Source organism: Pseudomonas sp. D5(2026), from assembly GCF_057766845.1.
On record NZ_CM173421.1, the window covers coordinates 2464796 to 2481107 of the forward strand.

General features: G+C 61.1%; 17 protein-coding genes and 1 pseudogene. 13 read left to right on the top strand and 5 right to left on the bottom strand.

Annotation, left to right across the window (positions count from 1 at the left end; translation table 11 throughout):
* Positions 1–78 precede the first annotated feature (78 nt).
* The 13 genes and pseudogenes from AC3B5Q_RS11245 to AC3B5Q_RS11305 all read left to right on the top strand — a co-directional run bounded on the left by AC3B5Q_RS11245 (position 79) and on the right by AC3B5Q_RS11305 (position 12304).
* Positions 79–931 (top strand): annotated as a pseudogene (locus AC3B5Q_RS11245) (IS5 family transposase).
* Between the two features lie 176 nt (positions 932–1107).
* Positions 1108–1422 carry a hypothetical protein gene (locus AC3B5Q_RS11250; protein ID WP_021784021.1) on the top strand — a complete coding sequence of 105 codons (315 nt, stop codon included), beginning with the start codon at positions 1108–1110 and terminating at the stop codon, positions 1420–1422.
* Positions 1419–1844, top strand: coding sequence for an MAPEG family protein (locus tag AC3B5Q_RS11255; RefSeq protein ID WP_021784020.1), 426 nt, complete (start codon positions 1419–1421; stop codon positions 1842–1844). The genes AC3B5Q_RS11250 and AC3B5Q_RS11255 overlap by 4 nt, the downstream gene beginning before the upstream one ends.
* 71 nt (positions 1845–1915) lie before the next feature.
* Entirely contained in the window at positions 1916–2149 is a 234-nt protein-coding gene (locus AC3B5Q_RS11260) for a hypothetical protein (protein ID WP_021784019.1), read from the top strand.
* A gap of 217 nt (positions 2150–2366) precedes the next feature.
* Positions 2367–3398, top strand: coding sequence for a phosphate ABC transporter substrate-binding protein PstS (gene pstS, locus AC3B5Q_RS11265; protein ID WP_014591398.1), 1032 nt, complete (start codon positions 2367–2369; stop codon positions 3396–3398).
* A gap of 70 nt (positions 3399–3468) precedes the next feature.
* The gene (gene pstC, locus AC3B5Q_RS11270) at positions 3469–4437 is read left to right on the top strand and encodes a phosphate ABC transporter permease subunit PstC (RefSeq protein ID WP_004574212.1); all 969 of its coding nucleotides are present in this window, start codon (positions 3469–3471) and stop codon (positions 4435–4437) included.
* Positions 4434–5327 carry a phosphate ABC transporter permease PstA gene (gene pstA, locus AC3B5Q_RS11275; RefSeq protein WP_003254119.1) on the top strand — a complete coding sequence of 298 codons (894 nt, stop codon included), beginning with the start codon at positions 4434–4436 and terminating at the stop codon, positions 5325–5327. Before pstC ends, pstA begins: the two co-directional genes overlap by 4 nt.
* Before the next feature lie 50 nt (positions 5328–5377).
* Complete coding sequence (gene pstB / locus AC3B5Q_RS11280) at positions 5378–6163, top strand: phosphate ABC transporter ATP-binding protein PstB (protein ID WP_021784018.1); 786 nt, start codon at positions 5378–5380, stop codon at positions 6161–6163.
* Between the two features lie 93 nt (positions 6164–6256).
* The gene (locus tag AC3B5Q_RS11285) at positions 6257–6955 is read left to right on the top strand and encodes a Fic family protein (RefSeq protein ID WP_021784017.1); all 699 of its coding nucleotides are present in this window, start codon (positions 6257–6259) and stop codon (positions 6953–6955) included.
* Positions 6955–7554: a hypothetical protein gene (locus AC3B5Q_RS11290; protein WP_021784016.1), complete on the top strand. Its 600-nt coding sequence runs from the start codon at positions 6955–6957 to the stop codon at positions 7552–7554. Before AC3B5Q_RS11285 ends, AC3B5Q_RS11290 begins: the two co-directional genes overlap by 1 nt.
* Positions 7555–7945: 391 nt before the next feature.
* The gene (locus AC3B5Q_RS11295) at positions 7946–9133 is read left to right on the top strand and encodes a porin (RefSeq protein ID WP_021784015.1); all 1188 of its coding nucleotides are present in this window, start codon (positions 7946–7948) and stop codon (positions 9131–9133) included.
* A gap of 140 nt (positions 9134–9273) precedes the next feature.
* Positions 9274–10437, top strand: coding sequence for a nitric oxide-sensing protein NosP (nosP, locus tag AC3B5Q_RS11300; RefSeq protein ID WP_003254110.1), 1164 nt, complete (start codon positions 9274–9276; stop codon positions 10435–10437).
* Positions 10406–12304, top strand: coding sequence for a PAS domain-containing hybrid sensor histidine kinase/response regulator (locus tag AC3B5Q_RS11305; protein ID WP_021784014.1), 1899 nt, complete (start codon positions 10406–10408; stop codon positions 12302–12304). The genes nosP and AC3B5Q_RS11305 overlap by 32 nt, the downstream gene beginning before the upstream one ends.
* A gap of 45 nt (positions 12305–12349) precedes the next feature.
* Here the strand turns inward: AC3B5Q_RS11305 and AC3B5Q_RS11310 are convergent, their stop codons facing one another.
* The 5 genes from AC3B5Q_RS11310 to AC3B5Q_RS11330 form a co-directional block, all read right to left on the bottom strand.
* Positions 12350–13015: a response regulator gene (locus tag AC3B5Q_RS11310; protein WP_003254108.1), complete on the bottom strand. Its 666-nt coding sequence runs from the start codon at positions 13013–13015 to the stop codon at positions 12350–12352.
* Positions 13016–13069: 54 nt separating this feature from the next.
* On the bottom strand, positions 13070–13618 hold the full coding sequence (locus tag AC3B5Q_RS11315) for a PQQ-dependent catabolism-associated CXXCW motif protein (RefSeq protein WP_028697255.1): 549 nt from the start codon (positions 13616–13618) through the stop codon (positions 13070–13072).
* A gap of 153 nt (positions 13619–13771) precedes the next feature.
* Positions 13772–14563 (bottom strand): lanthanide ABC transporter permease protein PedC, encoded by a 792-nt coding sequence (gene pedC, locus AC3B5Q_RS11320; RefSeq protein WP_010953586.1) that lies wholly within the window; start codon positions 14561–14563, stop codon positions 13772–13774.
* A complete protein-coding gene (gene pedB / locus AC3B5Q_RS11325) occupies positions 14560–15300 on the bottom strand; it encodes a lanthanide ABC transporter ATP-binding protein PedB/LutE (RefSeq protein ID WP_003254104.1) in 741 nt (246 codons plus the stop codon). The genes pedC and pedB overlap by 4 nt, the downstream gene beginning before the upstream one ends.
* Entirely contained in the window at positions 15297–16286 is a 990-nt protein-coding gene (locus AC3B5Q_RS11330) for a YVTN family beta-propeller repeat protein (RefSeq protein ID WP_021784011.1), read from the bottom strand. Before AC3B5Q_RS11330 ends, pedB begins: the two co-directional genes overlap by 4 nt.
* Positions 16287–16312 lie beyond the last annotated feature (26 nt).

Here is a 16312-nt window from a genome sequence, read left to right on the forward strand (position 1 = left end):
AGACCTTTGAAACCTCACTGGAGTCTCTGGAAGCCGATTTTCCGTAGATTTCTCGCTTTTTAGGCGAAGGATTCTGCCATGTCCAAGCGATACGAACTTTCCGATGCAGAATGGGAAATAGTCGCGGACCTCTTCACCGCACATCGACGTACAGGACGCCCAAGAGTCGATGATCGCTTGATGCTCAACGGCGTTTTATGGGTGCTGTGCTCCGGTGCAACCTGGCGGGACATGCCAGAACGATTCGGGCCTTGGTCGACGGTCTATCAACGATTTCGAGACTGGCGAAATCAAGGAATTTTCAACAAGATGCTCACGCGGTTACACCTCAAGCTCAATGCGCAGGGCCTGATTGACTTGAACACTTGGTGCATCGACTCAACCGCCGTGAGAGCCACCCGTGCCTCTTCAGGCGCAGGCAAAAAAGGGGGGCGAAGAACCAACGGACCACGCACTTGGACGAAGCCGGGGCGGGTTGGCGACGAAAATTCACATGGTCAGTGACGCTCGTGGCATCCCACTCCACTTCACGCTCTCAGGCGGAAACGCCAGCGACATCTCCCATGCTCAACGACTGCTGGACGGTGTCCACATCCCTTCGAGTCGAGGCCGGCCACACAATCGTTGCCGTTTGCTCTTGGCCGACAAAGGGTATGACGCAGAATCCTTGCGGCAATGCTGCGACCGCTATCGGATGCAACCGGTGATTCCGCTACGTGACATGAAACGTATGCCGAAGCCGGGTTTGCCGCGGCTGTTTGACAGGCCCAAGTATCGGCAACGCAATTCTATCGAACGTCTATTGGGTTGATTGAAGGAGCACCGCCGTCTGGGTACACGCTATTGCAAGCTGGCGGAAAGCTTCGCTGCGATGGTCTCGCTGGCTTGCTGGCGGCGGTGTCTACGACATTACTTTTCATACAGTGCCTAGGGAAGGTTTCAAGTAGCCCGGTAATTTGGGCAGCCTTCTGGATTGAGCAAAGGCAGTGGGCGATGATCATACGTTGCCCTGATCGTCCTTGAGTGCAATGTCCATGACCTCACGGGTCATTGAGTGCAAGCAACCCTATCACTACTGTGCCGGCAAACCCTATCAAGGAGAGCCATATGGGCTTGCGTATCTGCGCGCTGGCGGTACTGGTGCTGTTTTCGCTGTACACCGGCTGGACGCTGCTGATTGCCGAGCAATCGCTGCTGGCATTCGGGTTGGCACTGCTGGCGCGGCCGGACACCGCCCAGGTGGTCATCGACCTGTACCTGATGGCCGGGCTGGCCGGTTGCTGGATGATGAGAGACAACCGCGTGCGCGGCAGAGCCGGGATCGCGGTGCTGCCTTACCTGATGCTGACCGTCATGTTCGTTTCGCTGGGGCCGTTGCTGTACCTGGTAACCAGAGGCGTTGCCGAGGGGCGCCAGCCATGAGCGGTGCTCTGCAGGTCTATGCGCTGTGCGTGGTGGTGCTGTTCCTCAAGATGTTCCTGGTTTCCTGCTATCAGGGCTATCACCGCTTGCGCTTCGTCGCGTTCACCAACCCGGAGGACGCTGCCGTGTTCAGGCGCGTCGCCCAGGCCGTTGAACGCCCGCAGGTGACACGTGCTGCCAAGGTATGGGCCAATGATCTGGAGAACATTCCCATATTCTTTGCCCTCGGCGGGCTGGCTGTCGCGTTGGAAGCAGCCACGCAACCGGTGCTGTGGCTGAGTACGGTGTTCACGGTTGCCAGGGTCCTGCATACGCTGGCCTATCTGCGGGGCCTGCAGCCATGGAGAACGTTGTTCTATGGCATCGGGGTCATTTGCCTGCTGGGCTTCTGCTCACTCATCGCAGCGAAAATAGTCGGCTGACCCAAAATATTGCATGAGTCATCTTGATGCTTTCACATAGCAGTACTAATACTTAAGCACTGCCGAAGGGGATGATCATGCAGACACGCTTCGTTGTGGTTCCCGCAGTGCCACCCAAGAAAGAGGCTTATCCTCGACGGCTTGGCTTTCCTGCCGCACTGGCGGAGGGGTACGACCTCTATGACACGCAAGACAAGATGCGTCTGAGCCTGAACTTTTCCACCCGTGCCCAAGCCGAGTTCGAATGTGCATGCCGCAACCGCTGTGGGGATGCCGGTGATGCAGATCTCGCCAGTATTGGTTGATCGCCTGCTGTGGCCCGTTCTTGTTTCTGGTGCTGCTTTGCAGGGTCTATCGCCACATTCAAGCGTTTGCGATGAGGCTGGAACCGTTTCAGGGTCCCGGCTCAGCGGCTGATGGCACAGGCAAAAAGCTCTACCGCGCGGCTTGCCATTCAACAGTCACAAAGTTGTAACACAGCTGATGCAAAGTGTGCTGGCCATCACACGGAGCACTTTTTTGATGAAACGCCTGATGAAGTCTGCTGCACTCGCCGTTGCGGTTTCCCTTTGCGCCACCTCGGCAGCCTTTGCTGCAGAAAACGTCCGCTTGACCGGTTCGGGCGCCAGCTTCCCTGCACCGATCTACCTGACCTGGTTCAAGGACTTCAGCAAGAACACGGCTGGCGTCACCGTCGATTACCAGTCCAAGGGCAGCGGTGCGGGCGTTCAGGACTTCCTGAACAAGACTGTCGACTTCGCCGCCAGTGACTCGGCTATGAGCGAAGCAGACATTGCCAAGGTTGGCGAAGGCGTGCAGTTGCTGCCAATGACCGCCGGTGAAATCGTCCTGGCTTACAACCTGCCGGGTAACCCTAAAGGGCTGAAGCTGCCGCGCGACGTCTACTCCAATATCTTCCTCGGCAAGATCACCCAGTGGAACGACCCGCAAATCGCGGCGGCCAACCCTGACCTGAAGCTGCCTGCCACCCCGATCACCGTGGTCGTGCGTGCCGACTCCAGCGGCACCACTGCCGTCTTCACCAAGCACCTGTCGGCCATCAACGCTGACTTCAAGCAAGGGCTGGGCGAAGGCAACACCGTCAACTGGCCGGCCACCGACAAGTTCATCAAGTCGCCGAAGAACGACGGCGTAACCGCCACCGTCCGCCAGACCCCGGGCGCTATCGGCTACATCGAGTACGGCTTCGCCAAGCTGGCCAAGGTCGACTTCGCCATGTTGCAGAACAAGGCTGGCCAATACGTCGTGCCGAATGCCGAGAGCGGTGCCGAAGCACTGGCTGCGGTGAAAATGCCGGAAAACCTGGTGGCCTGGCTGCCTGACCCGGACGGTGCCAAGTCCTACCCGATCACTTCCTATACCTGGATGATTTTCCGCAAGGACAACGGCAACCCGGAAAAAGCCAAGGCCATGCGTGAAATGGTCGAGTACAGCCTGACCAAAGGCCAGACCATCGCCGACTCGATGGGTTACATCCCGCTGCCGCCGTCGGTAGTCGACCAGGTGCGTAAAGCGTCCGCCAACATCCAGTAATACCCAGGCGCTCCCGGTATCGGCATGAAGCCATGCCGGGGGTGTTTGTCCCTTGTCCCGGAACTCGCCAATGAACACTCCTTTTGCCATACCGGATAACCCCGACTCCGCGTGCCAGCCACCGTCTGCGAAAGACTTTCTGGTCGATCGCACCTTCCGTGCGCTTGCGCGCATTGGCGTGGTGCTGGTGCTGGCGCTGGTCTTCGCGCTGGTCTACGAAGTCGGCCGCAAGGCACTGCCTGGGATTGAAAAGCACGGTTTTGACGTGTTGTTCGGCAGCGTCTGGGACGTTAACCAAGGCAAGTACGGTATTCTGCCAGCGATCTGGGGTACGCTTTACAGCGCCTTGATCGCCCTGTTGATCGCCGGTTTCTTCGGCGTCAGCATGGCCATTTTCCTGACCCAGGATTTCCTTCCGGCCAAGCTTGCCGCGGTGTTTCGCACCATCGTCGAGCTGCTCGCCGCCATCCCCAGCGTGGTGTACGGCCTGTGGGGCATCTATGTGGTCATCCCGGCGATTCGCCCGCTGACCGCCTGGCTGAACAGCGAGCTGGGCTGGATCCCGTTTTTCGGCACCTCCCTCAGTGGCCCAGGCCTGCTGCCTGCGGCGCTGGTACTGGCGATCATGATCCTGCCGACCATCGCTGCGGTTTCCCAGGATGCGCTGACCAGTGTACCGATGAAAACCAAGCAGGCTGCCTACGGTATGGGTACCACCCACTGGGAAGCCATCCTCAAGGTGATGGTGCCCTCGGCGGCGACCGGCATCTTCGGTTCGCTGGTGCTGGGCCTTGGCCGTGCACTCGGTGAAACCATGGCGCTGGCCATGCTGGTCGGCAACGCCAACACCATTTCCCTGTCCTTGTTCGCACCGGCTAACACCCTGGCGGCGCTGTTGGCGCTGAACTTCCCGGAAGCCGGCCCGAACGAGGTCGAAGTGCTGATGTACGCCGCACTGGTACTGATGTTCATCACCCTGCTGGTGAACGTCCTCGGCTCGATGATCATGCTCTACGCCCAGCGTGGTAACAAACAATGACTGACCTGACGACCCCTGTAGCCGCGTTGCCCAGCCTGCAGCGCAAGCTGGAAGGCCGCGCCCTGCGCAGCCTGGTACTGACCACCCTGGCGTGGTTTGCGGCACTGGTGGCCAGCGTGCCGCTGATTTCCGTGCTGTACATGCTGATCACTCGCGGCGGGGCACGCCTTAACCTGGAAGTGTTCACCGAGCTGCCACCGACCGGCTTCGAGATGGGCGGTGGTTTCGGTAACGCCATGGCCGGTACCTTCGTCATGGTCGGCATTGCCGCCGCCATCGCTGTGCCGGTCGGTATCCTGGCAGCGGTGTTCCTGGCCGAGCTCGGCCCCGACAGCAAGCTGGCCAATGCTGCGCGCTTTGCCGCCAAGATGCTCACTGGCCTGCCATCGATCCTGGCCGGTGTGTTTGCCTACGCCCTGGTGGTGATGACCACCGGTACCTACTCGGCACCGGCAGGCGGCGTGGCCCTGGCGGTGCTGATGCTGCCGATCGTGGTGCTGACGGCCGAAGAGTCGATGAAGATGGTGCCCAAGATCATGAAGGACGCTGCCTATGGCATGGGCTGCACCCGTGCCCAGGTGATCTGGAAGATCGTCCTGCCCACCGGCCTGCCGGCCATCCTTACCGGGGTGATGCTGGCCGTAGCTCGCGCCGCTGGCGAAACCGCGCCACTGCTGTTCACCGCGTTGTTCAGCAACTACTGGATCTACCACGACGGCGACCTGGCGGTGATGAACCCCACAGCCTCGCTTGCGGTACTGATCTACAACTTCTCCGGCATGCCGTTCGACAACCAGCTCGAGCTCGCCTGGGCGGCCTCGCTGGTGCTGGTCATGATCGTGCTGGTCATCAACATTTTGAGCCGAGTCTTCGGCAAGCCCAAGTATTGAGAAAGGGAGCATCCAACTTGAACGTATCCACTGCGCAAAGAGCCGCTCCCATGGTCAGCGAAGCCCCCATTGTCATGGACTGCAAGCTCGACAAGATTTTCTACGGTAACTTCATGGCCGTGCGTGACAGCCATGTGCCGATCAGGAAAAACGAGATCACCGGTTTTATCGGCCCTTCGGGCTGTGGCAAAAGTACCGTGCTGCGTAGCTTGAACCGTATGAATGACCTGGTTAAGGGCTTCCGCTTCGAAGGCCATGTGCACTTTCTTGGGCAGGATGTCTACGGCAAGGGCGTCGACCCTGTTGTGGTGCGCCGCTATATCGGCATGGTGTTCCAGCAGCCCAACCCGTTCTCGATGAGCATCTTCGACAATGTGGCCTTCGGCCTGCGCCTGAACCGCTACAAAGGCGACCTGGGCGATCGCGTGAAGCACGCCTTGCAAGGCGCCGCGCTGTGGGACGAAGTGAAGGACAAGCTCAAGGTCAGCGGGCTGTCACTGTCCGGTGGCCAGCAGCAGCGCCTGTGCATCGCCCGTGCCATCGCCACCGAGCCGGAAGTGCTGTTGCTGGACGAGCCCTGCTCGGCACTCGACCCGATCGCCACCCGCCGCGTGGAAGAGCTGATGGTCGAGCTGAAGAAGGACTACACCATCGCGCTGGTGACCCATAACATGCAGCAGGCGATTCGTGTGGCCGACACCACCGCGTTCTTCTCGGTCGACATTTCCCAGGGCACCCGCACCGGCTATCTTGTCGAGATGGGCGCAACCGCGCAGATTTTCCAGAACCCGCGCGAGCAGCTGACCAGCGATTACATCAGCGGCAAGTTCAGCTGAGTCATCAAGCCCAAGGTGGCCAGGTGTTGCAGCCAGGACGGTTGCAACACCTGGCCGCATTACCTTCCGTTAAAGTGTTACCCGGGATTACCAATGCGAGCGACGCGTCGTCTTGATCTGTCAGCGGTAGAGCGCGCACTGCGCGAGGTGCAGGGCCGTTTTACCGAACTCAGCCAGCATTTCACCGAACCGCGGGACCCGTTTACCGACGAGGTGCTGCTGAATGTGGTTGAAGGCTATGCGCTGATTGACGACTATGTCGCCCGCGGTATCGACCTGTTCGACCTGCAACAGCTGAACCTGATGCTGGAAATCAATGCCACCGTGCTATGCGGCAGCGATCCGGCCCGTCGCCTGGAGTTCGCCCCGCACCTTGCAGCGACCGAGGCACATTTTTTCAACAACGTGGAAGGTGGCATCAAGGATTTGTACAACTGGTACTGCTCGTACCGCAGCGATTCGATCTGGAAGCGGGCCGCGGGTGTGTATGTACGGATCCTCAGCAAGCCGCAGCTGTTCATCGAAGGCAACAACCGCACGGGTTCGCTTATTGTCAGCTATTTGCTGATGCGTGCCGGGCTGCCGCCATTCGTGCTGTCGCTGGATAACGCCGAGGGTTACTTCAACCCGTCCTCGGTCATACGCAACTCCGCCAAACACGGTGTCAAGGCTTTGTACGAACTCCCCAAGATCAAGAAAAAGTACGCCGCTTTCCTGGAAGCGAAGGCGCCTGAGCCCGGCAAGTTCTTCCTGAGCGGCACGCCCGAGCCTGCCTGTGAGGGGAGCCGCTGATGCAACATTCATCACTGTTCGCCCGAGGGCGGCAAGCCATCGAGCGCAAGCTCAAGCGTGGCCAGGTACGCATTTCGTTCGATATCGACGACACGCTGGCCTGCCTGCCCGAGCACGCTGCTGCCGAAGACAGCAAGCTGCCGGGTTTCGTCCATCGCTGGCTGGGTGAGCCCCTGCGCAGCGGCACCCGTGAACTGATCCGCGACCTGCGCCGCCAGGGCTGCAGCATCTGGATCTACACCTCGTCGGGGCGCACCCCGGCTTACATCCGCCGGTGGCTGATGCTTTACGGCATTCATGTCGATGGCGTGGTCAACAGTGATCGGCACCAGCATATCCTGGCCCAACGTGGGCTGGAAAACTCTCCCTCCAAGCTGCCTTCGGCTTTTGATATTGATCTGCACGTAGATGATTCCGAAGGTGTGCGCCTGGAAGGTGTCGACCACGGTTTCCGCGTGGTGGTGGTGTGCCCGAAGGATGAGCACTGGGCGCAGAAGGTGAAGGACGCGGTGGTGGATGTGCAGGCACGGCTGGCCTGGCAGCAACCGCACCGTTATGAAATGCCCGCTTGCCAGCGTTCGCAGGCACTGGCTTCCTGAACGGACGCAATGCCAGCGACCGCGTAGCCCCCTTCGCGGGTAAACCCGCTCCCACAGGACGCTCGCAACCTTCGGGTCTTGCGCGGCATCTGTAGGAGCGGCTTTAGCCGCGAACACCGGCAATGCCGGTGCCATCCCCAGCACATCTTCAACACATCCACGCTTGCAATTGACCGTACTAACCCGCTCATGCAGCGGTACTGATACCTGCCTACCACTCATGCCTAAGTCCTAAGTCTCGAACCCAGACCCGAGCAGGTCCCGCGACCAAATCACCGGGCCACACCCTCCCGCCCCAAAGCACTCGTCACCCCACGCCAAAGCAGCGTTCCTGGCAATTTGCCCACTTCTGATAATCGCCTCCGACATCCCGTCCCGTTTGGAGCGCGCCATGCACAACAACAATAAGCACCTGCCGCCTCGTTTTCTCGCAGCCGCCATCGCCAGCTTTTCTGCGCTGGGCCTGAGCAGCGTCGCCGAAGCCGAGATCATGCTGTACGACAAGGACCAGACGACGTTTTCCACCGATGGCTATATCAACGCCTTCTACGTCAACAGCAAGGTCGACCGCGAGGGCGAGCAGTTTGACCGCCGCCAGTCGCGGGTGAAGATGGGCTTCTTGCCCAACTACCTGGGCTTCAACATGGGCAAGCAGGTGGATGACCTGAAGCTCGGCGCGCGTGCCTCGTTCTGGGTAACCATCAACGACAGTGAAACCAACGGCACCGACACCGCCATCGACGTACGCCAGTTTTACGGCACGGTGGCCAACCCCGAGTGGGGCGAGGTGCTGATCGGCAAGGACTTCGGGCTGTTCGCCCGTTCCAACATCCTGCTCGACGAACTGCTGGCCGGCTATGGCCAGGTCAGCGACACCCTGGGGCTGGTGGACGGCGGCGGGGTGTCATTCGGCAACATTGGCAGCGGTTACCCGTACCCGTTCCCAACCTCGCAGATCACCTACCGCACGCCAGTGATGGACGGCCTGCGGGTGGCGGTGGGCATCATGGACCCGGTGGACACCAACGACAGCAGCCCGACCGGAAAGGCCTACCAGGAAAACCCACGCACCGAGAGCGAGATCACCTACCAGTTCGACCTGGGTGGGGCGCAGATCTACAGCTGGATAAACGGCAGTTACCAGACCTCGGACAATACTGACTCCACGGTAGAGACGGTCACTTCCAAGGGGGTGGGTTACGGGGTGCAGGCAAAGATGGGCGGCTGGTCGCTGACCGGCTCGGGGTTCCAGGCCAAGGGCATCAACCCGTTCTTCACCAACAATGCCGGCGAACCGGTTTTGCGCAATGTCGACAGTGACGGCTACCTGCTGCAGGGCTCGTACAAGTTCGGCAAGAACCGCGTGGCGCTGTCCTATGGCAAGACCAAGGACGATGGCAATGGTGCGGTTGACAGCGGTGCGGACTACGAGACCCGGGGTGTGGCGCTGTTCCATGACATCAACGACAACCTGAAACTGGTGGCCGAGTACAACCAGTTTTCCATCGACGGGCATGACACCAGTGCGCAGAACGAAGACACCGATACCTTTGCCGTGGGCGCGGTATTGACCTGGTAAGCGCCCGGGGCCGCAAGGCGGCCCCGATTGACGCGGCCTTTTACGCCCATGGAACCGCCCACCCGCTACCCAAGTAGCATTCGTCACCCGCTACCACCTCCTTAAACTGATCGCTCAGCCACCCCGTGCCGGAGACCACGATGCAACAGGCTCATAACGACGGTGTGGTCAGTGCCATGTCTCAGGCTACCGACGCACGGCTGGCCGCCCAGGACCTGGCGCGGCAGTTGCTGCACCCGCATTTGGGTTTCGTGCTGTTCTTCTGTTCCGCCGAATACGACTTGCAGGCTTTGGGCGAAGCGTTGGAGCAGGATTTTGGCGGCATACGCCTGGTCGGCTGCACCAGCGCCGGTGAAATCACCCCGCTGGGCTACGGCCGTAATTGCGTGACGGCGGTGGGCTTTGATCACCGACACTTTTCGATCGCCACTGCGTTGATCGATGAGATGGAGCGCTTCAGCCTGATCGACGCGCAGCAGATGGTCGAGCGCTTGGTCGGCACCTGCCGCAGCAATACCCTGGCGCCAATCAAGGGCCACAGTTTTGCACTCACACTGCTCGATGGCTTGTCCAGCCGCGAGGAAATGGTGCTTGCCGCACTCAGCGCAGCACTGGGGGATATCCCGCACTTCGGCGGCTCGGCCGGTGACGACAACTACCTGAACCGCACCCATGTGTATTACGGCGGTACATTCCACAACGGCGCAGCCGTGGTGGTGCTGGTCAACACCTGGCTCGACTTCGAAGTGTTCACCACGCATCACATCCTGCCGCGCCAGGAAAAGCTGGTGGTAACCGGTGCCGACAGCGCCCAGCGCCGGGTTTTCGAACTGAATGCCGAGCCGGCGGCCGAGGAATATGCCCGCCACATCGGCGTGCCAGTGGCTGCGCTCGATCACCGGGTGTTCGCCGCCCACCCGCTGGCCGTGCGCATTCATGATCAGTACTACGTGCGGGCGATCCAGCAAATGCATCCTGACCTCAGCCTGAGCTTCTACTGCGCGGTGGAGAACGGCATCGTGCTCACGGCCATGACCCCGGGCCCGCTGTTGCCGAACCTGCACCAGCTGTTCGATGGCCTGCACCAGCGTCTCGGCCCGTTGTTGCTGACCATCGGTTGTGATTGTTTCCTGCGGCGGCTGGAACTGGAGGCCCATCACGGCCTGGAGCCGGTCGGCGCGTTCCTGCGCGAGCAACGGGTGATCGGTTTCAACACCTACGGAGAACAGTTCAATGGCATGCACATCAACCAGACCTTCACCGGGGTCGCCATTGCCCGCAACCGGCCTCCTGTCGGTCGCTGAACTGCAGGCCGAGCTGACTCGGCTGCAGCACCAGAACCACAAGCTGCAGCGCATCAATGACGCATTGATCGAGCGCATCGAGTCGGGTGTGACCCGGGGCAATGACCCATACGCCGCGTTCCAGCATTCGGTGGTGCTGGCCGAGCAGGTGCGCGAACGCACTGATGCGCTGAACCAGGCCATGGCCGAGCTCAAGGCCGTCAACCGCCTGCTCAGCGAGGCCAGGCAACGGGCCGAGACGGCCCACCAGCACCAGATTCGCCTGATTACCGACAACGTCCCGGCGCTGATCGCCTACCTGAACGCCGATCTGGTCTACGAATTCACCAACAAGGTTTACGAAGAGTGGTATTGCTGGCCGCATGGCGTGATGCTGGGCCAGAGCCTGCGCGCGGCCCACAGCGAGCAGCACTACCAGCGCCTGGAAGGCTACGTGGTACGGGCGCTGGCGGGGGAGAGCGTGACGTTTGAATTTGCCGAAACCAATATCAACGGTCAGGAACGCTATATGCTGCGCTCCTACGTACCGAACCGCCTGGCCAGTGGCGAAGTGGTGGGTATCTTCGTGTTGATTCGCGACATCACCGAGCGCCGCAACACCGCACAGGCCTTACACCAGGCCTATCAGCACCTGGAGCAACGGGTGCGCGAACGCACTGCCGAACTGACCAGCCTCAACGACCAGTTACTGCGTGAAATTGAAGAGCGCAGCCAGGCCGAGTCGCGTCTGCGCGAGGCCAAGCGCGAGGCCGAGCAGGCCAACCTGTCGAAAACCAAGTTCCTTGCTGCGGTCAGCCATGACCTGTTGCAACCGCTGAACGCGGCGCGGTTGTTCACCAGCGCGTTGCTCGAACGCGACGAGCCGCAAAACGCTGCCCACCTGGTGCGTAATGTCAGCAATTCGCTGGAGGATGTGGAAAACCTGTTGGGCACGCTGGTGGATATTTCCAAGCTCGATGCTGGCGTGATCAAGGCCGATGTCGCCCCGTTCGCCCTCAGCGAGCTGATGGACAACCTGGCCGCCGAATACGCCCAGGTGGCGCGTAGCGAAGGGCTGGCGCTGCACTTTGTGGGGTGTTCTGCCGTGGTGCGCAGTGACATTCAGCTGCTGGCGCGCATCCTGCGCAACCTGCTCAGCAATGCCATTCGCTACACCCGCAGTGGGCGCGTGGTGCTGGGGTGTCGGCGCCAGCGCGGTGGCGTGCGGATTGAAGTATGGGACAGCGGCATCGGCATTGCCGAAGAACATCTGGAAGACATGTTCCTGGAGTTCAAGCGTGGTGATGTGCAGCGCCCGGACCAGGACCGTGGGCTGGGCCTGGGCCTGGCGATCGTGGAGAAGATCGCCGGCATCCTCGGCCACCGGATCCGCGTGCGGTCATGGCTGGGCAAAGGGTCAGTGTTCGCAGTCGAGGTACCGCTGAGCGCCACCGCCCCCAAAGCCCAGCCGAGCCAGGCGATATGCGAGCCGATGCTCGAACGCCTGCGCGGGGCGCGGGTGTGGGTGCTGGATAACGATGCGGCGATTTGTGCGGGCATGCGCACCTTGCTGGAAGGCTGGGGCTGTCGGGTGGTCACTGCGCTGTCGGAGGAAGACCTGGCGCGCCAGGTGGACAACTACCACGCCGAGGCCGACCTGCTGATTGCCGACTACCACCTGGACAACGACTGCAATGGTGTCGACGCCGTAGCGCGGATCAATGCCCGCCGTGCCCAGCCGCTACCGGCGCTGATGATCACTGCCAACTACAGCAACGATCTCAAGCAGCAGATCCGCGAGCTGGGTCACACGCTGATGCACAAGCCCGTAAGACCGATGAAACTCAAGACGGCGATGAGCCATCTGCTGGCCAGTGGCGTCGCATAACGGGTGGCCGCTTCGCGGGTTTATCCGCGAAACGGCGGGCAGGGATCAACGGCGCAGATAATCAGCAAAATCGATATCGCCGGCACTGAGAATGGCTTGTACCCGGTTGTGCACATTGAGTTTGCGCAAGATCGCCGAAACATGGGCCTTGACCGTGGTTTCGGCGATGTCCAGCGTGTAGGCGATCTGCTTGTTCGATTCACCTTTGGTCATGCGCTCGAGCACCAGCAGCTGCTTGCGGGTCAGGGCCTGGAGCATTTCCGGCGGGAAGCTCGGGGCATCGTTATGGCGCCGGCTGGTACTGCTTTTCTGTGCGCGGATGATGTCTGGCGGCAGGTAGACATTGCCATTGAGGATCTGCTCGATCGCTTCGATCATCTGTGAACGTGGCGACGACTTGGTGATGAAGCCCACGGCACCGTAGGTAATGGCCTGCAGCACGATCTGCTTTTCCTGCTCGGCCGAAACGATGACCACCGGCGTGGTCGGCGCCTCGTTGCGCAAGGTGATCAAGCCATTGAGGCCGTGCATGCCGGGCATGTTCAGGTCGAGCAGGATCAGGTCGAGGTCGTCATGCGCCTGGGTCAGGGCCAGGGCGCTTTCAAGGTCGGCGGTCTCCATGACCTCGCTGCCCTGGAAACCATCGCTGATGACGTTGTGGATGGCTTCGCGAAACAGGGGGTGATCGTCGGCAATCAGAATTTTGTACATGGCCTTTTCACCTTGTTTTTATTGGATGGAGCGGGGCACGCATATGCAGGCATTTCAGGGGAACGGTACCGGTTGTGCCGGCTGCAATGGCAGGTTGGCTTGCTGCCAGGCATCCAGGCCGTCGCGGTACCAATACAGGTTGTTATAGCCCAAGGCTTTCGCGCGTTTTACCGCGTTCCAGCTTAACCAGCAATCGGAGCGGCAGTAAAAGACCAGCGGTTGGTCCGGGTGACCGGCCGTGGCTCTTTGCAGGTTACGCACGAAGTAGTCCTGCCATGCCGGGCTCAGTGCGCCGTTGCCGGTGTTGGCCAGCCACAGGCTGCCGGGGAGGTTACTGTGCGGTTCGTCTTCTATGAAGCGACCTTGCAGCCATTGACGGCGATAGACGTCGATCAGCACCGGCCTCGGCGTCTGGCCCAGCAGGCCTTGCAGTGTGGCGGTGTCGATGACCTGGCCGCCTTCGACCTGTTGCGGGGTCGGGCTGCGATAGTGCGTGGTGCGATAGCCGTCGGCGGAGAACAGCGGCGTGGTGTCGGCGTGGGCGATACCCAGCGACAGACTCAGCGCAAGGGCAACCAACAAAGGGCGCGGGGCACGTGGCATGGTTTTATCCTTCTTGTTATAGGCCCATTACATGCCAGGGACGGTGCGTTGTGAATGCGACGATTAGACAGCAAAGGCGGTACTAAAGTAGTAGATGGCCGGGCGCAAAGGGCGCTGCGCGCCTCTCCACATGAACCTTCGGCTTGTGGCCGCTCAGCGTGGTTTGCGCAGCGCCGCGTGCTGGGGGTTGAAGGTGAGTATCGCCAGCAGGGTGAACAATGCGGTCAAGCCCAGGCATACCGCCAGCGCCAGCAGGTTCAATCGCTCATAAAGTGCAAACCGCACCAGCTCTACGGCATGGGTGAACGGGTTCACAGCACACAGCCAGTACAACCACTGACTGGCCTCGCGCATTTTCCACAGCGGGTACAACGCCGAAGACAGGAAGAACAGCGGGAAGATCACGAAATTCATCACCCCGGCAAAGTTCTCCAGCTGGCGAATCGCGTTCGACAGCAATAGCCCCAGGGCGCTGAGCATGAAGGCTACCAGCAGCAACGCTGGCAGTGCCATCAGCAAGCCCGCAGCCGGTGGCTGTACCCCGTATAACCAGGCGATGGCGAGGAAGGCATAGACTTGCAGCAGGGAAATCAACGAAGTTGCCAGCAGTTTGCTGCCCAGCAGGAATGGGCGTGGCAGCGGGCTGGTCAGCAACACGCGCATGCTGCCCATCTCGCGGTCGTAGACCATCGACAATGAGCCCTGCATGCCGTTGAACAGCAGAATCATGCAGGCCAGACCGGGGATGATGTACACCTCGTAGGGGATGTAGGTGTCGTAGGGCTCGATGATGGCAATGCCCAGCGCTGCGCGAAAGCCGGCAGCGAACACCAGCAACCACAGCAGCGGGCGCACCAGCGCGCTGAGCAGACGTGTACGCTGTAGCACGAAGCGCAGCCATTCGCGCAGCATGATGCCGTTGAAACATTGCCAGTAAGCGTTCATCGGGCGTTGGCTCCTGAGGGGGCGTTGGTCAAACGGGCAAAGGCGTGATCGAGGTCACCGCCGTGCTCAAGGCTCAGCGCATCGGCGGTACCACTGGCCACCAGGCGCCCCTGATGCAGAATCAACAAATCATCGCTGGGCTGCACTTCGTCCAGCAGGTGAGTGGCCCACAGCACACTGAGCTGCTGCTCGCGGCACAACCGGCGCAGGTGCTGGTTAAGCGCCAGGCGGCTGGCCGGATCGAGGCCGACGCTGGCTTCGTCCAGCAGCAGCAGGCGCGGTTCATGCAGCAGCGCGCGGGCAATTTCCACCCGCCGCCGATGGCCGATGTTCAGCTCACGCACACGATCGCGCCGGCGTTCGCCAAGGCCTTGGCGGGCCAGTTCGGCTTCGACCCGCAGGTGGCTCTGACGCCGCGACAGGCCATGCAAGGCGGCGTGGTAGCGCAGGTTCTGCTCAACGCTCAGGTCCAGGTCCAGGGTGCTTTGCTGAAACACCACGCCCAGCTGGCGCAAGGCCGGGCGTGCAGCGTTGCGTAGTGAGCAGCCGCACACGCGGATGTCGCCATGCTGCAGGTCGTACAGGCGCGTGAGCAGGGCGATCAAGGTCGACTTGCCGGCACCATTGGGGCCCAGCAACGCGGCGAAGCGCCCAGGTGCCAGGCTGAAACCGACCTGCCTGAGTGCCTCGCGCTGGCCATAGGCAAAGCTCACGTCACTGACGTCGAGGGCATTCATGGTGTCACCACCACACCCCAGGGGTAGCGCCCGACCTTCACCGACTTGAGCACTTTGAGGTTCTTTGCATCAATGACCGAAACGTCACCGCTGACACCGTTGGTGGCCAGCAACTGGCGCTGGTCCGGGGTGAATGCCAGCTGCCAGACCCGCCGCCCGACCAGCAGGTAGTCGAGCACGTCAAAGGTCTTGGCATCGACCACCGCCACGTGGTTGGCCGGGCCCAAGGCGACAAAGGCGTACTTGCCATCGGCGCTGAGCTTGATGCCCACTGGCTGGACTTTGTCGGGGTGTACGCCCTTGATCTGGAAGTTCAGGGTTTTCAGCACCTGGCGCGTGGCCACGTCGAGTATGGTCACCGTGCCGCCGATCTCTGCCGAGGCCCACAGGTGCGAACCGTCTTTGCTGAACTCGACGAAGCGCGGGCGCTGGTCGACCAGCGTGCTTTCGGCAAGGGTCTGGGTGCTGGTGTCGATCCAGTGCAGCATGTTGGTGGTCTCGCTGGTGTTGACCGCCCACTTGCCGTCAGGGCTGACCGCCATGCCTTCGGGTTCGATGCCAACGTCGATCTGCCCGAGTACCTTGTCGGTGACGGTGTCGATCACGGTGACCAGCGCGTCGTCCTCGTTGGACACATACAGCCAGCGGTCGTTGGGGTGCAGGGCGAACTGCTCGGGGTCCTTCCCGGAGGGCAGCTCCTTGATGATCTTGCGGGTGGCCACGTCCATCACCTGCACCCGGTCCGAATCGCTGGCGCAGATATACAGCAGCTTGCTGTCGTGCGACAGCAGCAAGCCACGAGGGCGCTGGCCCACCGGCAGGGTTTCGGTGACTTCCAGCGTTTGCATGTCGATCAGGCTGAGGCTGTTGTCCTTCTCGTTTGAGACCCAGGCGGTGGCAGCCATGGCGTGACTGCTGGCCAGCGCCAGGGCGCCCGACAGCAGGCTGGGGTAAATCAGGGCCCGGTGGAAGAGGGGGCGGCGCATGGCGAATTCCTTATTGTTGTGGTTGT

Coding starts and splice junctions, on each gene's coding strand:
- AC3B5Q_RS11250 (WP_021784021.1), top strand. CDS start 1,108: ATGGGCTTGCGTATCTGCGCGCTGGCGGTACTGGTGCTGTTTTCGCTG.
- AC3B5Q_RS11255 (WP_021784020.1), top strand. CDS start 1,419: ATGAGCGGTGCTCTGCAGGTCTATGCGCTGTGCGTGGTGGTGCTGTTC.
- AC3B5Q_RS11260 (WP_021784019.1), top strand. CDS start 1,916: ATGATCATGCAGACACGCTTCGTTGTGGTTCCCGCAGTGCCACCCAAG.
- pstS (WP_014591398.1), top strand. CDS start 2,367: ATGAAACGCCTGATGAAGTCTGCTGCACTCGCCGTTGCGGTTTCCCTT.
- pstC (WP_004574212.1), top strand. CDS start 3,469: ATGAACACTCCTTTTGCCATACCGGATAACCCCGACTCCGCGTGCCAG.
- pstA (WP_003254119.1), top strand. CDS start 4,434: ATGACTGACCTGACGACCCCTGTAGCCGCGTTGCCCAGCCTGCAGCGC.
- pstB (WP_021784018.1), top strand. CDS start 5,378: ATGGTCAGCGAAGCCCCCATTGTCATGGACTGCAAGCTCGACAAGATT.
- AC3B5Q_RS11285 (WP_021784017.1), top strand. CDS start 6,257: ATGCGAGCGACGCGTCGTCTTGATCTGTCAGCGGTAGAGCGCGCACTG.
- AC3B5Q_RS11290 (WP_021784016.1), top strand. CDS start 6,955: ATGCAACATTCATCACTGTTCGCCCGAGGGCGGCAAGCCATCGAGCGC.
- AC3B5Q_RS11295 (WP_021784015.1), top strand. CDS start 7,946: ATGCACAACAACAATAAGCACCTGCCGCCTCGTTTTCTCGCAGCCGCC.
- nosP (WP_003254110.1), top strand. CDS start 9,274: ATGCAACAGGCTCATAACGACGGTGTGGTCAGTGCCATGTCTCAGGCT.
- AC3B5Q_RS11310 (WP_003254108.1), bottom strand. CDS start 13,015: ATGTACAAAATTCTGATTGCCGACGATCACCCCCTGTTTCGCGAAGCC.
- AC3B5Q_RS11315 (WP_028697255.1), bottom strand. CDS start 13,618: ATGCCACGTGCCCCGCGCCCTTTGTTGGTTGCCCTTGCGCTGAGTCTG.
- pedC (WP_010953586.1), bottom strand. CDS start 14,563: ATGAACGCTTACTGGCAATGTTTCAACGGCATCATGCTGCGCGAATGG.
- pedB (WP_003254104.1), bottom strand. CDS start 15,300: ATGAATGCCCTCGACGTCAGTGACGTGAGCTTTGCCTATGGCCAGCGC.
- AC3B5Q_RS11330 (WP_021784011.1), bottom strand. CDS start 16,286: ATGCGCCGCCCCCTCTTCCACCGGGCCCTGATTTACCCCAGCCTGCTG.